The organism is Streptomyces sp. NPDC027189 (genome assembly GCF_055566975.1).
Window position 1 is genome coordinate 43,354 of sequence record NZ_JBVHRI010000028.1, and the last position, 16,973, is coordinate 60,326.

Consider the following 16,973-nt stretch of genomic DNA (forward strand, 5'->3'; position numbering starts at 1 on the left):
GATCGACCAGGGTCGCTCGGAGCGCCGTCGCGCACCCCGTGGGAAGCGGCTCCACGGTGCACCGGGCGCCGGGGCGGCACCACCGTCATCTTGTTGCAAGGGGCAGGGCGGAGGTGGGAACTTTTGCCCGCAAATACGGGCGAGATGGGGCGCGTAGGCGGAGCAGCCGTGTTGCGATGCCGGACGGGGCCGCGCATAGTTGCGCTGCGGAAGACGCCGGAGCGCGGGTGGTTGCGCTGCGAAAGACGCTGGGATGCGGGGCTTACGCCAGGGTTGGAGCCAGGGGTGGGAGATGGCCGGGCACGGGACGGACACGCATCCGCACGGCGCTGACCGACTGTGCGAGGCCGGCGACCGGGTGTACTCCCGGGCCGTGCGGCGCGGCCGCGTGCCCCGCGAGGACGCGGAATCGGTGCCCTGCCTGCTGGAGTTGGCGCTGCTGCACCCCGACCCCGACGACATGGGTTGGCTGGTGCCGACCTCGCCGCAGGAGGTCATGACACGACTGCTGCGGGGGGTGTACGAGGAGGTCAGCGCGAGCCAGGCGCGGGTGGGCGACGCGGTGTCCGCGTTCGAGTGGTACGCGGGGCTCGGCGGGCGCGTCCAGGCGCCGGCCGAGGGCGTGGCGATCCGCGTCCTCGACGGACTGCCGCGGATCCGGGCCGCCATGGACAAGGCGACCGAGGAGTGCACGAGCGAGGTCCTCGCCGTGCAGCCGGGCGGTATCCGCCGCGAGGACGAACTCTCCGAGGGTCTGCACCGGGCGCTGGAGATGCGCCGCCGGGGCGTGCGCATGCGCGACCTGTACACACACGTGGCGAGGCATGGCCAGGGCCTTCTCAACTACATGGAGTTGGTGGGGGACGCGGCGGAGGCGAGGACCCTCGACGAGGTCGTGGAACGCCTGATCCTCTTCGACCGCAAGGTCGCCTTCATCCCCGCGAACCCGGACCGCACGATCGCCCTGGAACTGCGCCACCCGGCTTTGGTCGACTACCTGGTCACGGTCTTCGAGCGCCTGTGGCGTCTGGCGATCCCGCTGACGTCCCCGCTCCCGTCGACGGGCATCGAGGGCATCACGCATCGAGAACGCTCCATCGCCGCGCTCCTTGCCGAGGGCCACCAGGACGCGGTGGTCGCGGAACGGCTCGGCATCAGCGTCCGTACGTGCCGGGCGCACATCGCGCGTCTGTCGGAGACCCTGGGCGCGGCCAGTCGCACCCAGTTGGGCGTCCGCATCGCCCAGGCGGGGTTGGACGGGCCGCCCCGCCCCGGGGAGCTCCAGCCGATCACGGTTCCTGATGCCCCTGGTGTTCCTGACCTTCCTGGTCAAGGATCCCCGACTGGCCTATGAGACAGCCGAGTCGGGCCCGTCTCTCGCTGCCGAGCAGGGCGGCGGGTTTGGCGATGTGGACTCGGGCGGTGCGGACATTCATACCGAGGCGGTCGGCTGTGGCGGCATCGGTGAGGCCTTCGACGAGAAGGTTCGCCATCGTGCGCTCTACGCCCGCGCGCTGAGCGAGGGCCGCGTCGCCCTGCCTTCTCGGCATTCAGTGCTCCTGGTCCAGAATCCCCGACTGCGCTATCAGAAAGCCGAGTTGGGCCCGGCTTCCGCTACCCAGGGCCGCGGCGAGCTTCGCGATGTGGGCGCGGCAGGTGCGGACGTTCATCCCGAGCCGGCGCGCGATGGCCTCGTCGACATGGCCCTCGACGAGGAGCTTGGCTATCGAGCGCTGGACGCCCGTGATGCCGTCGGGGGTGGACTCGTACGGGACTTCTTCCCGCAGAGGGGTGGCGCGGCGCCAGAGTTGCTCGAAGACTCTGGTCAGATACCGGACCAGGCCGGGGTGACGGAGTTCCAGGGCGAACTGGTTGTCGTCGCTGGCGGGTATGAAGGCAACGGTCCCGTCGCAGATGATGAGCCGCTCGATGAGTTCTTCGAGCGTTCGGATCTCTATCTTCCCGCTCGCTATGCGGTCCATGTACGCGGCGGTGCCCTGGCTGTAGCGGACCGTGTGCTGGTACAGAGTGCGGATCCGGACGCCGCGGTCGGTAAGGGGCCGGTCCCGCTGCAGGGCCTCGTTGAGGATGTGCTCGCTGCGGCGGCCGCCTGGCTGGATCGTGAGCATCTCCGTGTGGCACTCGGACGTGGCGACGTCGAGCGCCGCGTTGATGCGGTCGATTCCCTCCAGCACGGTGATCGCGTGGGTGGGGGCGGGAGCCTGGGCGCTGACCATCATGAACGGCTCAAATGATTCGGTCAGTTCGATGGTGCGCCGTCTGCGCTCCTGGATCTCGCGCTCAATAGGGTGCAGTCGTTGGGTGAGCGCGACGGACGGGGGGACGGGCCGCAGCCAGTTCGAGTCGTCCGGATCGGGGCGCAGCAGCGCGAACTCCAGGAGGCATGGCGCGGCCGCCGCTTCGGCCCGGGCGATGCGCCCGGTGCTCAAAGCGCTCGTGTACAAGCGCGCCCCCTCGTCACAAAGTTCGGTGACGGGATGGGGATGTGTCTGGTTTGAGTGTTCTATGGGCAAATCGCCACCCCCCAGGGTCCTGAACATGCAGGAACATGATGCATCGTGTCGGTGGTGGTGACGTGCCTGAATAAGACATCGTCTTCATTACCGGGGGAGAGGATCCGATCAAGTGAGGACGAAGCCGACTATGTACAGGAGAATGCTTCGCTCAGTACTTGCCACTGCTTTCTCCGCGGTTGTGGCTCTCGGGGCTCTGGGCCTCGCGGCGGGGGGCTCGTCGACGACATCGGCGCCACCGGACAGCGGCTGGGGCAGCATGCCGGCGGCTATCTCCATGGACAGCGGCTGGGGCAACGCGCAGACGACCGTGCAGGCTGACAGCGGTTGGGGTCTGAGCGTTCCGGCCGACAGTGCTGTGAGTGACGTCACGAAGGCTTCAGTGGACTCATGACTACTCCCCCCGACGACCGCTCCTTCCGCCGAGAAATGGCCACCGCCTACCGCTCCGGCTGGCACTTCATCGACCTGGTCACCGCCATCCCCCACAGCGGTGACTCGCTGATGGTGACCGTGTTCGGGGAACCGGTGGTGGTCACCCGGGACGAAGAGGACGACTTGCGGGCGTACCGGTGTCTGCGGCGGCCTCGGGGGGCGCCACAGCCAGTGCGGTGTGCCATTCGGTACGGAATGATCTTTGTGAACCTCGACCAGCGCGACCACCAGCTGGCCGAACCGGAAGCTCCGGACGTACAGACCATTGCAGCCACCCCCCGCAGTGCCTGACGCGATTCCCCCGTCGTAGTAGATCGCGCAGGTACTTCCCCCCGCAGCGGCGTCACCGTGACCTGAACACGGTGACGCCGCTGCAGTTTTACGTGAAACCTCCCGGTATCAGCCCATACCGACATAGGCCGAAATCAGCCGCGCCCCATCGCCGAGGTCAAGTCGATCTCGATCACCACCCGGGACGGGTTCGGGGACGGCACCCGCCCGTACCGCTCCGCGTACCGCCGCTCCGCCTCCGCGACGCGCGCCGGGTCGCCGGACACCGTCGCCCGCCCCTCCAGCGTCGCCCAGCGGCGGCCGTCCACCTGACAGACCGCGACCCGCGCCCCGTCCGCCCCCGCCGCCAGTACGTGGCCCACCTTCGCGCTGGACTTGTTGGTGATCACCCGGGCCAGGCCCGCCTCGGGGTCGTAGGTCACCCCGACCGGCACCACGTGCGGACTCCCGTCGGGACGGAGTGTCGAGAGCGTGCACAGGTGCCGCTCGCGCCAGAAGCTGAGGTAGGCGGCGTCGGGCTGCCGCGGGTCCACCGGATATGAAGCCATGAGGCCCGAATCTACGCCCCCGTCGCGGCCTTGAGTGGAATAGACTCAACTTTGTGCCCGTTGGCACACTCAGCATGAGGGATGCATGCACGAGGGACGTATGCAGGACCGCTGACGCAAGGAGGAGAACGCGACCGTGGACGCCGAGCTGACCAACAGGAGCCGGGATGCGATCAACGCGGCCACCAACCGGGCCGTGTCCGAGGGGCACCCGGATCTGACCCCCGCGCACCTGCTGCTGGCGCTGCTCGGGGGGCGAGGCCAACAAGCAAGCGAGAACATCACTGATCTGCTGGCCGCCGTCGACGCCGACCAGGCCTCCGTACGCGCCGGGACCGAACGTGTCCTTGCGGGCCTGCCCAGCGTGACGGGGTCCACCGTCGCGCCCCCGCAGCCCAACCGCGAGCTGCTCGCCGTCATCGCCGACGCCGCCGAACGTGCCAGGGAGCTCGGCGACGAGTTCCTCTCCACGGAGCACCTGCTCATCGGTATCGCCGCGAAGGGCGGCCAGACCGGCGACGTACTCTCCCAGCAGGGCGCCAGTGCGCAGAAGCTCCTTGAGGCGTTCCAGAAGACCAGGGGAGGACGCCGGGTGACGACCCCGGATCCCGAGGGCCAGTACAAGGCGCTCGAAAAGTTCGGTACCGACTTCACGGCCGCGGCGCGCGAGGGCAAGCTCGACCCCGTCATCGGCCGCGATCAGGAGATCCGGCGGGTGGTGCAGGTGCTGTCCCGCCGCACCAAGAACAATCCCGTTCTCATCGGTGAGCCCGGTGTCGGCAAGACCGCCGTCGTCGAGGGGCTCGCCCAGCGCATCGTGAAGGGCGACGTGCCCGAGTCCCTCAAGGACAAGCGGCTCGTCGCGCTCGACCTCGGCGCGATGGTCGCGGGCGCGAAGTACCGCGGTGAGTTCGAGGAGCGGCTCAAGACCGTCCTCGCCGAGATCAAGGACTCCGACGGGCAGATCATCACCTTCATCGACGAGTTGCACACGGTGGTGGGCGCGGGTGCCGGCGGCGACTCCGCCATGGATGCCGGCAACATGCTCAAGCCCATGCTCGCCCGTGGTGAGCTGCGGATGGTCGGTGCCACGACGCTCGACGAGTACCGCGAGCGGATCGAGAAGGACCCGGCGCTGGAGCGGCGGTTCCAGCAGGTGCTGGTCGCCGAGCCCACCGTCGAGGACACCATCGCGATCCTGCGCGGGCTCAAGGGGCGCTACGAGGCCCACCACAAGGTCCAGATCGCGGACAGCGCGCTCGTCGCGGCCGCGACCCTCTCCGACCGGTACATCACCTCCCGCTTCCTGCCCGACAAGGCCATCGACCTCGTCGACGAGGCTGCGTCCCGGCTGCGTATGGAGATCGACTCGTCCCCGGTCGAGATCGACGAACTCCAGCGCGCCGTCGACCGGTTGAAGATGGAGGAGCTGGCGATCGGCAAGGAGACCGACGCCGCCAGCAAGGAGCGCCTCGAGAAGCTGCGCCGCGACCTCGCCGACAAGGAGGAGGAGCTGCGCGGTCTCACCGCCCGCTGGGAGAAGGAGAAGCAGTCTCTCAACCGCGTCGGTGAGCTGAAGGAGAAGCTCGACGAGCTGCGCGGCCAGGCCGAACGCGCCCAGCGCGACGGCGACTTCGACACCGCCTCCAAGCTGCTGTACGGCGAGATCCCAGCCCTGGAAAGGGACTTGGAGGAGGCCTCCGAGGCGGAGGAGGAAGCCGCCGAGGACACGATGGTGAAGGAAGAGGTCGGGCCCGACGACATCGCCGACGTCGTGGGCTCCTGGACCGGCATCCCCGCCGGGCGGCTCCTGGAGGGCGAGACCCAGAAACTCCTGCGCATGGAGGAGGAGTTGGGCCGTCGGCTCATCGGCCAGACCGAGGCCGTACAGGCCGTGTCGGACGCCGTACGTCGCACCCGCGCCGGAATCGCCGACCCGGACCGTCCGACCGGCTCCTTCCTCTTCCTCGGTCCCACCGGTGTCGGCAAGACCGAACTGGCCAAGGCACTCGCCGACTTCCTCTTCGACGACGAGCGGGCCATGGTCCGCATCGACATGAGCGAGTACGGCGAGAAGCACACTGTCGCGCGGCTGGTCGGCGCCCCGCCCGGGTACGTCGGCTACGAGGAGGGCGGCCAGCTGACGGAGGCCGTGCGCCGGCGCCCGTACAGCGTCGTCCTGCTGGACGAGGTCGAGAAGGCGCACCCGGAGGTCTTCGACATCCTGCTCCAGGTGCTGGACGACGGACGGCTGACGGACGGTCAGGGGCGGACGGTCGACTTCCGCAACACCATCCTGATCCTCACCTCGAACCTGGGCAGCCAGTTCCTCGTCGAGCCGCTCACCTCCGAGGAGGAGAAGAAGCAGCAGGTCCTTGAGATCGTGCGGGCCTCCTTCAAGCCGGAGTTCCTCAACCGGCTCGACGACCTGGTGGTCTTCTCCGCCCTCGACAAGGAGGAGCTGGAGCGCATCGCGGGGCTCCAGATCGGCCGGCTCGCCAAGCGGCTCGCCGAGCGCCGGCTGACCCTGGAGGTCACCGACGCGGCCCTGGCCTGGCTCGCCGACGAGGGGAATGACCCGGCGTACGGCGCGCGCCCGCTGCGCCGCCTCGTCCAGACCGCCATCGGCGACCGCCTCGCCAAGGAGATCCTGGCGGGCGAGGTCAAGGACGGCGACACGGTACGGGTGGACGCGTTCGGCGACGGGCTGATCGTGGGCCCGGCGACGGGCAAGACGCTGTAAGGGCCGCGCTCACCGGGCCGGTGCGAAGGCCCGGCCCGGTGAGCCGAGGCGCTGCGGAAGACCGGCGCCAAACCCTTCGGATGATCAGTGCGGAGGCTCCGGGGGCGGGCGCCGAGCGGTGCCCGTGACCGGATCTTGCCAGCGCCCGGGCGACAGGCCCCGTCAGGGGTTGCCACTCCCCTCCCCGAATGGGGGAGGATGGCAGAATCCGTACGAAGGGAAATACACGGTGAGCATCGACCCGTCCTCGATTCCGAACTTCGGGGGCCAGCCCGAGCCGCAGCCCAGCGGCCCCGCGGGCCCCGTCGTCCCGGATCAGGACCTCGTGAAGCAGCTCCTTGACCAGATGGAGCTCAAGTACGTCGTCGACGATGAGGGTGACCTCGCGGCGCCGTGGGAGCAGTTCCGTACGTACTTCATGTTCCGCGGAGAGGGTGACCAGCAGGTCTTCTCGGTGCGGACGTTCTACGACCGGCCGCACCAGATCGACGAGAAGCCCTCGCTGCTGGAGTCCATCGACGACTGGAACCGCCGCACGCTGTGGCCCAAGGTCTACAGCCACACGCACGACGACGGCACCGTCCGCCTGATCGGCGAGGCGCAGATGCTGATCGGCACCGGCGTCAGCCTGGAGCACTTCGTCTCGTCGACGGTCAGCTGGGTGCGGGCCGCCATCGAGTTCGACAAGTGGCTCGTCGAGCAGCTGGGCCTGGAGCAGGAGATCAACGAGGCGGAGAAGCCCGAAGACGACGAGGAGTAACCCTCAGGGGACTCACAGCGGCGTGTGTGTGATCACCACCAGATACGCGCCGTATGCGAACGAGAGCCCGGCCAGGGCGCCGACCACCAGGGTCGCGTGCCAGGGCCGGGCTCTCGCCGTTCGCGTCAGCGCCCGCGTCAGCGGCAGCAGCAGCGGGAAGGCCGGCAGCAGGAAGCGCGGCTTGGACTCGAAGAAGCCGGAGCCGCCGAGCGCGATCAGCAGCAATACGCCGCTGTAGACGAGGAGCGGCAACGGCGCGTGGTCGGCGATCAGCAGCGCGTACAGCAGGACGGCCGCGGTGACGATCAGCAGCGTCACGGGAAACACGAAGCGGTCCCCGAACAGCAGCAGGTGCTTGATGAAGCGGAGCGAGCCCATCCCGAAGTCGAAGCGCGAGCCCCACAGCCGCTGCACCTCGAAGTAGCCGCCGAGCGGATCGCCCTTCCGCTGCCCCACCCACAGCACGTAGCCGCCCCAGCCGAGCGGCGCGAGAGCGGCGCCCGTCCACAGGCTGTGGGGAACTTTTCCTCCGCGCCGCCGCCAGACCTCCTGCGCCGCCGCCGCGAGGACCGCCGCCGCCACCGCGAACCCGTTCGGCCGGGAAAGACCCGCGAGCGCCGCGAGGGAGCCCGCCCACAGCCAGCGCTCGCTGAGCACCGCGTACAGCGACCAGGCCGCGAAGGCGGTCAGCACGGGCTCGGTGTACGCCATCGACAGCACGACCGAGTGCGGGAGCAGGCCCCAGAGCAGGACGAGGGTGGTGCCGACCGCGCGGCCGTGCAGCCGGGCCCCGATCGCGTACACACCGCAGGCGGCCGCCGCCGCCGACAGCCAGGAGACCAGCAGGCCCGCCGTGCCCGCGTGCAGCGGCGTCAGCGCGGTGGCGGTGCGCACCAGCGCCGGGTAGAGCGGGAAGAACGCCAGGTCGCTGTGGACGACGGTGGGCTGGAAATACATCGTCCTGCCGTAGCCGTGCGCCGCGATGTCCAGGTACCAGATCGAGTCCCAGGACCGCGCGAGCAGCACGAGCGGGTGCTTGCCGGTGGCCCAGGCGGCCGCCGCGAGCACGAGGATGCCGGTGAGGCGCGCGGCGGCGAACAGCCCCAGTGCGGTCACCGCGGCGGTCGGCAGGCTGCGCGCGGCCCGCTGCGACGGGTGGGCGCGGTCCCCGGGCTCCGTGAGGGCGGGGCGAGCGAGGGTACTCGGGTGGGTCACACCCGAACTGTGCGTTCCCTACGGGGTATTTGCGAGCTTTGCGCCTCCGTGCGGGTACGGTTCACCTCGCCCCGGCGCGCCGTCCGTACGGACGGCGCGCGCAGTGCTAACGGCGGCGCTCAAGGCGGTGTTACCACGCCGCCTTGAGCCGCTTCGCCGCCTCCTGAAGCACCTCCGTCTGCTTGCAGAACGCGAACCGCACGAAGGGCGCGCCCGCCTCCCGGTGGTCGTAGAAGACGGCGTTCGGGATGGCGACGACTCCGGCGCGCTCCGGCAGGGCGCGGCAGAAGGCGAAGCCGTCGGACTCGCCGAGCGGCCGGATGTCGGTGGTGATGAAGTACGTGCCCTGCGGGCGGAAGACCTCGAATCCGGCCTCCGTGAGCCCCGCCGCCAGCACGTCCCGCTTGGCCAGCATGTCGGCGCGGAAGGCATCGAAGTACGCGTCCGGCAGCGCGAGCGCCTCGGCCACGGCGTACTGGAACGGCCCCGACGACACATACGTGAGGAACTGCTTCGCCGACCGCACGGCGCTGACCAGGGCGGGCGGCGCGGTCACCCAGCCCACCTTCCAGCCGGTGAACGAGAAGGTCTTCCCCGCGCTCCCGATGGTGACCGTCCGCTCGCGCATCCCCGGGAACGTGGCCATCGGCAGGTGCTCGGCGCCGTCGAAGACGAGGTGCTCGTAGACCTCGTCCGTGACCACGAGAAGGTCACGCTCCACAGCGAGCCGTGCGATCTCGGTGAGTTCCTCGCGGGTGAGGACGGTGCCGGTCGGGTTGTGCGGGGTGTTGATCAGCAGCAGCCGGGCTTTGTCGGTGACGGCGTCGCGCAGCTCGTCGAGGTCGAGCCGGAAGCTGCCCTCGTGCGGGCGCAGGGTGACCGGGACCCGGGTGCCGCCCGCCATCGCGATGCAGGCCGCGTACGAGTCGTAGTACGGCTCGAAGGCGATCACCTCGTCGCCTGGCTCCAGCAGGGCGAGCAGCGTGGCGGCGATGGCCTCCGTGGCGCCCGCCGTGACCAGGACCTCGGTGTCGGGGTCGTACGACAGGCCGTACCGGCGCTCCTGGTGCGCGGCGATCGCGGTGCGCAGCTCGGGGATGCCGGGACCCGGCGGGTACTGGTTGCCGCGCCCGTCCCGCAGCGCCCGCACGGCCGCTTCCCGGATCTCCTCGGGACCGTCGGTGTCGGGGAAGCCCTGGCCGAGGTTGATCGAGCCGGTGCTCGACGCGAGGGCGGACATCTCGGCGAAGATCGTCGTTCCGAACTCGGCGAGCCGGCGGTTGAGGAACGGGCGTGCGCTGGAGGTCATGCCGGTCATCCTGCGCCCAAGCTCTGGACTTCCTCAACTCTGCTTTGGGTCATGAGACGCGGGGGCATCCCCCTCTCACGCAAGAAGCGATACAGGAAGCACGGCCCACGGGGGGCCGCTTCGGGGGAACGAAAGGAGGGTGGCGCCATGGTCATCGGCATCATCCTGGCGGTCGTCTGCATCGTGCTCGTCGTGGCGTTCATGGCCACCAGCCGCAGTCAGTCGAAGGTCACGCTCTCGAAGGGGGGCCGCCGTTCGTACCGCGGCTCCTCGTCGGACAGCGGCGGCAGCAGCTGGTGGGTCGGCGGCGCCGGCGACAGCGGCTCGTCCGGGCACCACGGGGGCCACTCGTGCGGCGGTCACTCGTCGTGCGGAGGCTCGTCCTGCGGAGGCGGGTCCTCCTGTGGCGGCGGGGGCGGATGCGGCGGAGGCAGCTGACACGGGGCAGCTGAGCTCCCAGTGAGGGAAGCGCATCCGGAGCACACGGAAGTGCCCGTCGGGCAACGGCTGCCGACGGGCACTTCCGTGCGCCGGGCGCACGCCGTAGTTGAACAGTTGAGCTGTGGAGCCCTCGGAGGGATGGAAACCCGACGAAGTTGGGTAAAAACGCTGTGGCGGCGCCACAGTTCATGATTCCCTCTCAATCACCAACGCAGCCCCGAGGCCCTGTCGTCATCCTGGCGTCGGGTCGTCCTTCCTGACCGGGCTGACCGGGCCGTTCCCCCGGTGCCGACCGGGTGCGCCGGACCCCCACCTCCCTTTGCGTGCTAGCGGAGCCGACCCATGCTCACGACCCTGAAAACCTCGTACACCGACACGCGCGCGGCCGATCTCGCCTGGACCCTCGGCCGTGAGCCGTTGCCTGCCCTCGCCACGCTCGACCTCGAACTCGCCGGGGCGAAGCTCCAATTGAGACTCCTCGGCGCGTCCCACCAGGTGCTCCTGGAGGAGGAGCGGGGCAGTTGCTCGGAGACCGTCGCGTGCATCCCCGGCAGCAGCACGCCCCTCCCGCTCGGCGTGGCGAAGCGGGTCGGCAACTGGGAGTACGAGTTCGCGGCCCGGGTCGAAGTGCTGTCCCCCGGCTCCTTCGCGGGCCGCGCCCAGGAGTTGCTGGCCCTGGTCTCCGACCACCCCAACGGTCTGGCGGGCGTCTTCCCCGGCAGCCCCCACGCCTTCACCGCGCTGCTCGCCCAGCGCCACGAGGGTCAGGTCCACTGGCGTACGTGGCACGCGTACCCGCAGGACGGGCAGTTGGTGGCGACGAGGACGAGGGTGGGGGTTCGGGTGACGGCGGCGCTGTGACGGTTGGGCGCCGGCGGGCGGCTTTTCGGCTCGGGCCGGCAGTCTTCAGCCCGTCCGGCGTTTGAGGACGGGGCCGTTGAGGCCGATGGGGCAGGGGGCGCAACCCCTTGGCGGGGTCTGCGGCGGAGCCCCGGATACGCCCTCCGCAACCCGGGGTGCCATAAAGTGCCGCGGTTCCACACGTGTGGGTGACGAAGCGTAGCTCCGACGTGACGTAGCGTTCGCGGGGTGATCGAACCGCACGCGCCCGCTCCCCCCGGCGCGCCGCCGCTCTGGGGCGTCCAGGGTCAGGCGCGGCTGCCCGTCCGCCCGGGCATCGGGCGGTTCCTCGTCCTCGCCGGCGTATTCGTCTGCGCGGCGTGCGGACTCGTGTACGAACTCGAACTCGTCGCCCTCGCCTCGTACTTGATCGGCGACTCGGTCACCCAGGCCTCCGTCGTGCTCTCCGTCATGGTCTTCGCCATGGGCATCGGCTCCCTCGCCGCGAAGCGGCTGCGTCCCCGCGCCGCGGCCGGTTTCGGCGCGGTCGAGGCGGCACTGGCGCTCGTCGGCGGCTGCAGCGCGATGGCGCTGTACGCGGTGTTCGCGTGGACGGGCGACTGGGGCGGCGTCTGGGCGAACGGATCCCGCTATCTGCTGGTGGCGTTCTCCCTCACCATCGGCCTGCTGATCGGCGCCGAAGTCCCCCTCCTGATGGAGCTGATACAGCGCATCCGCCGCCAGGACCCGGGTGGAGCGGTGGCGGACCTGTTCGCGGCGGACTACGTGGGCGCGCTGGTGGGTGGCCTGGCCTTTCCCTTCCTCCTTCTCCCACTGCTCGGCCAGCTGACGGGCGCGCTGCTCACCGGAACGGTGAACGCGGTGGCCGGCGGGGCTCTCGTACTCGGCCTGTTCCGGGGCGACTTGACCCGCCGGGTGCGCTGGGTTCTCCTGGTCGCCAACCTGGTCGTCCTCGGACTCCTCGCCTCCGCCGCGGTGTTGGTCGACGACTTCGAACGGGCCGCGCGGCACGCGGTGTACGGGACGGATGTGCGGGTCGCCCTCCAGACGGACGTCCAGGAGGTCGTCCTCACCGGCGGCACGCACGGCCGTCCGCTGCGCCTCTTCCTCGACGGCCGCCTCCGGGTCAGCGGCCGCGACGAGGACCGCTACCACGAGGCGCTCGTGCACCCCGCGATGAACGGCCCGCACGCGCGCGTGCTCATCCTCGGCGGCGGCGACGGGCTCGCGGCGCGCGAGGTGCTGCGCTACCCCGGGGTGCGCAGTGTCGACGTCGTCGAAATCGACGCGGGGGTGGTGCGGCTGGCGCGCAGCGACCCGGCGCTGTCCGCCCTGAACGGCCACGCGTACGACGACCCGCGCGTGCACGTCATCACCTCGGACGCCTTCCGCTGGCTGCGCAGCGCCCCGTCGACGTACGACGTCGTCATCTCGGACCTTCCCGACCCGGGCATCACCGCCAGTACGAAGCTGTACTCGCAGGAGTTCTACGGGCTGGCGCACCGTGTCCTGGCCCCCGACGGCCGCCTGGCGGTCCACGCGGGCCCGGTCGCCTCCCGCCCCCGCGTCTTCTGGACGGTGGACAGGACGATCCGGGCGGCCGGGCTGCGCACCGAGCCCTACCGCGTGGGCGGCCGGGACTCCGGCTTCGCGGCGGGTCCCGACCGTACGGCGGGCGGTACGTCGAAAGCCCCCCGGGACTGGGGTTTCATCCTGGCCTCCGCCTCCCGTACGGGCGTACGCCTGAGCCTCGCCCCGCACGGGCCGCGGCTGCGCACGCTGACCCGGGCGGCCCTGGCCGCGGACGCGCGGGAGGCCTACCGAACGCGGGTCACGGCCGGCCTCCCGCCCTCCACTCTGGTGCATCCGCGGTACGCCGACTGAAGTGGAGCGGGAGAATCCCGTGATACACGGGTGCGCTTCGGGCCGTGCTGGGTAGGCTCGGCTGACATGGAGCATGAGGTGTTCGTTCCGGTTCCGGCCGAGCGGTTGAGGGAGGCGCTGGCCGATCCTGTGCGGGTGGCCCGTGCGATTCCGGGCCTCCAGCAGGACGCGGGGACGCCGCCCGTCTCCGGGCGGCTGAGAGTCCGCGTCGGCGGCCACACGATCACCTACCGCGGGGCGCTCCGGGTCACAGCCCAGGACGACGGCACCTACGCCGTCGAGGGCGATGCGACCGAGGCCCGCGGCACCGGCTCGGTAAAGCTCGCCCTCGCCGTACACCTGCGCCCCACCGACGGCGGCACCACCCTCGCCTTCACGGGCACGGCCTCCGGCGACGGCCGCGTGGCGGAACTCCCGCCGGACGCGGTGTCCTCGGCGGGGGTGCGGCTGCTGAGCCGGTTCGCGGAGAACTTGGGGGCGGGAGGTGAGCGGGAGCCTCAGCCGGATGCGGGGGTGGAGCCCGAGTCCCGGGCCGAGCCGGAGCCCGAGCCCGGTGCGGTCGCGCTGTCCGAGTCTCGGGACGAGTCCGAGCCGGACGTGGCGGCTGAATCCGAGGCTTCGGCCGAGCCCAAGCCCGAGCCCGAGCCCAGGCCCGAGTCCGAGTCCGAGTCCGAGCTCGAGCCCAAGCCCGAGTCCGAGCTCGAGCCCAAGCCCGAGTCCGAGCCCAGGCCCGAGTCCGAGCTCGAGCCCGAGTCCGAGTCCGAGCCGGAATCGGAGTCCGGTTCTGTCTTCGACGTCGAGGTTCCGCCTCCGTCGCTCGATCCGCTGGAGGACGACGAACTCGTGGAGGAGGAGTTCGTCGTGGAGGCGGGGAAGCCGGACGGGGAGGATGCCATGGCCGAGGCGGCGCACGCGCGGCGGACGATGATCGGTCGCAGCGCCGAGGAGGTGGACCACGCTCCGCCTCGCGGCCGCTACGCCCCCGTCCCGCCGCCGGAGGCCACCGCCGCCCGCGCCACCCTCCGCTGGGCGGCCCCCGCCGCGGCCCTGGCCCTCGCCTCGGCGATCGCCCTGACCCGCGCCCTCCGCAAACGCCGCTGATTCCGCGCCCCGTAAGGGGCGCGGGGAACTGCGCGACAAGCCCCCACGCACCCGCACCCGGAAGACCACCTGGGGTTCAGGGGGCGGAGCCCCCTCGCACCCGCACCCGGAAGACCACCCGGGGGTTCAGGGGGCGGAGCCCCCTGGCCGGGTCGAAGGGGCGGAGCCCCTGATGGCGGGAATGGGCAGGGGCGGCGGGGGCGAAATCCCGCAGGCCGGGCCCGTCCCAGTAGGGTCAACTCCGTGAGTAACGAAGACATCACGCTGACCGCGGGCGACGCGGAGGTGACCGTGGCGCCGGCCAACGGCGGACGGGTCGGAAGTCTGCGAGTCGGCGGCGTCGAACTGCTGCGGCAGGGCGCGAAGTTCGGGTGCTTCCCCATGGTCCCGTGGTGCGGCCGGATCCGCGAAGGACGGTTCCTGGACGGCGCCACCGTCCAGCAGATGCCGCTCAACTCCCCACCGCACGCCATCCACGGCACCGCCCGGGACGGCGCCTGGCGCACCGCCCGCATCACCAAGAACGAGGCCGTCATCACGTACGACCTCGTCACTCCCTGGCCCCACCCCGGCCGCGTCACCCAGGCCTTCACCCTGACAGAGGACGCCTTCACGCTCACGATGTCCGTGGAGACGTACGAATCGTCCTTCCCGGCCCAGATCGGCTGGCACCCGTGGTTCAACAGGAACCTGGGGGGAGACGGCGAGGACGCCCGCGTCGACTTCCAGCCCGCCTGGCAGGAGGAGCGCGGCGACGACCACCTGCCGACCGGGCGGCGGATCGAGCCGAAGCCCAGCCCCTGGGACGACTGCTTCGGCATGCCGGACGGCGTCGACGTGACGCTCACCTGGCCCGGGCAGCTCGAGCTGAAGGTCGCCAGCCGCGAGGAGTGGGTCGTGGTGTACGACGAGCAGGAGGCGGCCGTGTGCGTGGAGCCCCAGACCGGGCCGCCCAACGGGCTGAACACCCATCCCCGCCTGGTCACCCCCATCGAGCCCCTGGAGGCGACCACGACCTGGAGCTGGCGGCGCATCTAAGCTGGCGGACATGAGTGACGTACGCGGCGCGCTGCTGCAGCAGATCAAGGACAAGGCCGTGGTGCACGGCAAGGTGACCCTTTCGTCGGGTCTTGAGGCGGACTACTACGTCGACCTGCGCCGCATCACCCTGGACGGGGAGGCCGCGCCGCTCGTCGGGCAGGTCCTCCTCGATCTCACGGCCGAGCTGGACTTCGACGCCGTGGGCGGGCTGACCATGGGCGCCGACCCCGTGGCCGCGGCCATGCTGCACGCCGCCGCCGCGCGCGGGAAGCGACTCGACGCCTTCGTCGTGCGCAAGGCCGCCAAGGCGCACGGTCTGCAGCGGCGCGTGGAAGGGCCGGAGATCGAGGGCCGCCGTGTGCTCGTCGTCGAGGACACGTCCACCACCGGTGGTTCCCCGCTCGCCGCCGTCGAGGCGGTCCGTGAGGCCGGCGCGGAGGTCGTCGGCGTCGCGACGATCGTCGACCGTGCCACCGGCGCCGCCGAGAAGATCGAGGCGGGCGCCGGGGTGCCCTACCTCTTCGCCTATTCGAAGGACGAGCTGGGGCTGGACTGACGTACGCGGACCCCTGGGATGCATGTTCCCAGGGGTTACCGACGGGTGTCGGACGCCGTGGCCGGAGCACCGGGTCAAGTCTGGAAAGATGGGGCCGACGATGACGTCGCCCCCTAGGTCAGGGCCGTAAGCAGCAGTCCAGGCGTACAGCAGTACGCAGACCCGCACATACAAGGAGCGGACAGATGCCCATCGCAACCCCCGAGGTCTACAACGAGATGCTCGACCGGGCGAAGGCAGGCAAGTTCGCCTACCCGGCCATCAACGTGACCTCGTCCCAGACCCTGCACGCTGCGCTGCGCGGCTTCGCGGAGGCCGAGAGCGACGGCATCATCCAGATCTCCACCGGTGGTGCGGAGTTCCTGGGCGGCCAGTACAGCAAGGACATGGTGACCGGCGCCGTCGCGCTCGCCGAGTTCGCGCACATCGTCGCCGCGAAGTACGACATCACGGTCGCGCTGCACACGGACCACTGCCCGAAGGACAAGCTGGACGGCTACGTACGTCCGCTGCTCGACATCTCCGCCGAGCGCGTCGCCAAGGGCGAGAACCCGCTGTTCCAGTCGCACATGTGGGACGGCTCCGCCGAGACCCTCGCCGACAACCTGGCCATCGGCCAGGAACTGCTCGCGAAGGCCGTCGCCGCGAAGATCATCCTCGAGGTCGAGATCACCCCGACCGGTGGCGAGGAGGACGGCGTCAGCCACGAGATCAACGACGAGCTGTACACGACCGTCGAGGACGCGCTGCGCACCGCCGAGGCCCTCGGCCTGGGCGAGAAGGGCCGCTACCTGCTCGCCGCGTCCTTCGGCAACGTGCACGGCGTCTACAAGCCGGGCAACGTCGTGCTCCGCCCCGAGCTCCTCAAGGACCTCCAGGCGGGTGTCGCCGCCAAGTACGGCAAGGCGAGCCCGTTCGACTTCGTCTTCCACGGCGGCTCCGGCTCCACGGCCGAGGAGATCGCCACGGCGCTGGAGAACGGCGTCGTGAAGATGAACCTCGACACCGACACCCAGTACGCCTTCACGCGCCCCGTCGCGGACCACATGTTCCGCAACTACGACGGTGTCCTGAAGGTCGACGGCGAGGTCGGCTCCAAGAAGACCTACGACCCGCGCACCTGGGGCAAGCTCGCCGAGGCCGGCATGGCCAAGCGCGTGACCGAGGCCTGCGCCGCGCTGCGTTCCACGGGCACCAAGCTCAAGTAGCGATCACCTTCGGTTCGGGCTCGGCACCCCCGCGGTGCCGGGCCCT

General features: G+C 70.6%; 15 protein-coding genes and 1 pseudogene. 11 read left to right on the forward strand and 5 right to left on the reverse strand.

Translation table 11 applies throughout. The annotated features are described in order from the left end of the window. Positions 1-292 precede the first annotated feature (292 nt). Positions 293-1,354, forward strand: coding sequence for a helix-turn-helix transcriptional regulator (locus ACZ4RZ_RS41305; RefSeq protein ID WP_467752663.1), 1,062 nt, complete (start codon positions 293-295; stop codon positions 1,352-1,354). On the opposite strand, the pseudogene ACZ4RZ_RS41310 reads toward ACZ4RZ_RS41305, so the two are convergent. Together ACZ4RZ_RS41310 and ACZ4RZ_RS41315 are read right to left on the reverse strand one after the other, a co-directional pair. Then, positions 1,290-1,502: pseudogene (locus tag ACZ4RZ_RS41310) on the reverse strand (helix-turn-helix transcriptional regulator); the annotation flags it as partial. The gene ACZ4RZ_RS41305 and the pseudogene ACZ4RZ_RS41310 overlap by 65 nt on opposite strands. Positions 1,503-1,550: 48 nt before the next feature. Next, a complete protein-coding gene (locus ACZ4RZ_RS41315; protein ID WP_467752665.1) occupies positions 1,551-2,561 on the reverse strand; it encodes a helix-turn-helix transcriptional regulator in 1,011 nt (336 codons plus the stop codon). 363 nt (positions 2,562-2,924) lie between these two features. Between ACZ4RZ_RS41315 and ACZ4RZ_RS41320 the strand changes: the two genes are divergently transcribed. Beyond that, complete coding sequence (locus ACZ4RZ_RS41320; protein WP_467752666.1) at positions 2,925-3,260, forward strand: hypothetical protein; 336 nt, start codon at positions 2,925-2,927, stop codon at positions 3,258-3,260. Between the two features lie 134 nt (positions 3,261-3,394). Here the strand turns inward: ACZ4RZ_RS41320 and ACZ4RZ_RS41325 are convergent, their stop codons facing one another. Then, on the reverse strand, positions 3,395-3,808 hold the full coding sequence (locus ACZ4RZ_RS41325) for a pyridoxamine 5'-phosphate oxidase family protein (protein WP_467752668.1): 414 nt from the start codon (positions 3,806-3,808) through the stop codon (positions 3,395-3,397). A gap of 136 nt (positions 3,809-3,944) precedes the next feature. Between ACZ4RZ_RS41325 and clpB the strand changes: the two genes are divergently transcribed. Both clpB and ACZ4RZ_RS41335 read left to right on the forward strand, forming a co-directional pair. Then, positions 3,945-6,551, forward strand: a complete 2,607-nt coding sequence (gene clpB, locus ACZ4RZ_RS41330; protein WP_467752670.1) for an ATP-dependent chaperone ClpB — start codon at positions 3,945-3,947, stop codon at positions 6,549-6,551. A gap of 229 nt (positions 6,552-6,780) precedes the next feature. Then, positions 6,781-7,311 carry a YbjN domain-containing protein gene (locus ACZ4RZ_RS41335; RefSeq protein ID WP_467752671.1) on the forward strand — a complete coding sequence of 177 codons (531 nt, stop codon included), beginning with the start codon at positions 6,781-6,783 and terminating at the stop codon, positions 7,309-7,311. Positions 7,312-7,323: 12 nt separating this feature from the next. Here ACZ4RZ_RS41335 and ACZ4RZ_RS41340 read toward each other — a convergent pair whose 3' ends face one another. Both ACZ4RZ_RS41340 and ACZ4RZ_RS41345 read right to left on the reverse strand, forming a co-directional pair. Continuing rightward, positions 7,324-8,526 (reverse strand): hypothetical protein, encoded by a 1,203-nt coding sequence (locus ACZ4RZ_RS41340; protein WP_467752673.1) that lies wholly within the window; start codon positions 8,524-8,526, stop codon positions 7,324-7,326. Positions 8,527-8,656: 130 nt separating this feature from the next. Beyond that, positions 8,657-9,844: a pyridoxal phosphate-dependent aminotransferase gene (locus ACZ4RZ_RS41345; RefSeq protein ID WP_467752674.1), complete on the reverse strand. Its 1,188-nt coding sequence runs from the start codon at positions 9,842-9,844 to the stop codon at positions 8,657-8,659. A 138-nt stretch (positions 9,845-9,982) separates the two neighbouring features. Here ACZ4RZ_RS41345 and ACZ4RZ_RS41350 point away from each other — a divergent pair, with 138 nt between their 5' ends. The 7 genes from ACZ4RZ_RS41350 (at position 9,983) to fbaA (ending at position 16,927) form a co-directional block, all read left to right on the forward strand. Then, a complete protein-coding gene (locus ACZ4RZ_RS41350; RefSeq protein WP_467752675.1) occupies positions 9,983-10,273 on the forward strand; it encodes a hypothetical protein in 291 nt (96 codons plus the stop codon). Positions 10,274-10,618: 345 nt separating this feature from the next. After that, positions 10,619-11,137 (forward strand): DUF2617 family protein, encoded by a 519-nt coding sequence (locus tag ACZ4RZ_RS41355; RefSeq protein ID WP_467752677.1) that lies wholly within the window; start codon positions 10,619-10,621, stop codon positions 11,135-11,137. 228 nt (positions 11,138-11,365) lie between these two features. After that, on the forward strand, positions 11,366-13,021 hold the full coding sequence (locus tag ACZ4RZ_RS41360) for a polyamine aminopropyltransferase (protein WP_467752678.1): 1,656 nt from the start codon (positions 11,366-11,368) through the stop codon (positions 13,019-13,021). 66 nt (positions 13,022-13,087) lie between these two features. Beyond that, complete coding sequence (locus ACZ4RZ_RS41365; protein WP_467752679.1) at positions 13,088-14,122, forward strand: SRPBCC domain-containing protein; 1,035 nt, start codon at positions 13,088-13,090, stop codon at positions 14,120-14,122. Between the two features lie 243 nt (positions 14,123-14,365). Then, positions 14,366-15,160, forward strand: a complete 795-nt coding sequence (locus ACZ4RZ_RS41370; protein WP_467752681.1) for an aldose epimerase family protein — start codon at positions 14,366-14,368, stop codon at positions 15,158-15,160. A 10-nt stretch (positions 15,161-15,170) separates the two neighbouring features. Next, positions 15,171-15,719, forward strand: a complete 549-nt coding sequence (pyrE, locus tag ACZ4RZ_RS41375) for an orotate phosphoribosyltransferase (RefSeq protein ID WP_467752682.1) — start codon at positions 15,171-15,173, stop codon at positions 15,717-15,719. A gap of 185 nt (positions 15,720-15,904) precedes the next feature. Beyond that, complete coding sequence (gene fbaA / locus ACZ4RZ_RS41380; protein ID WP_467752686.1) at positions 15,905-16,927, forward strand: class II fructose-bisphosphate aldolase; 1,023 nt, start codon at positions 15,905-15,907, stop codon at positions 16,925-16,927. The last annotated feature ends 46 nt before the right edge of the window (positions 16,928-16,973 follow it).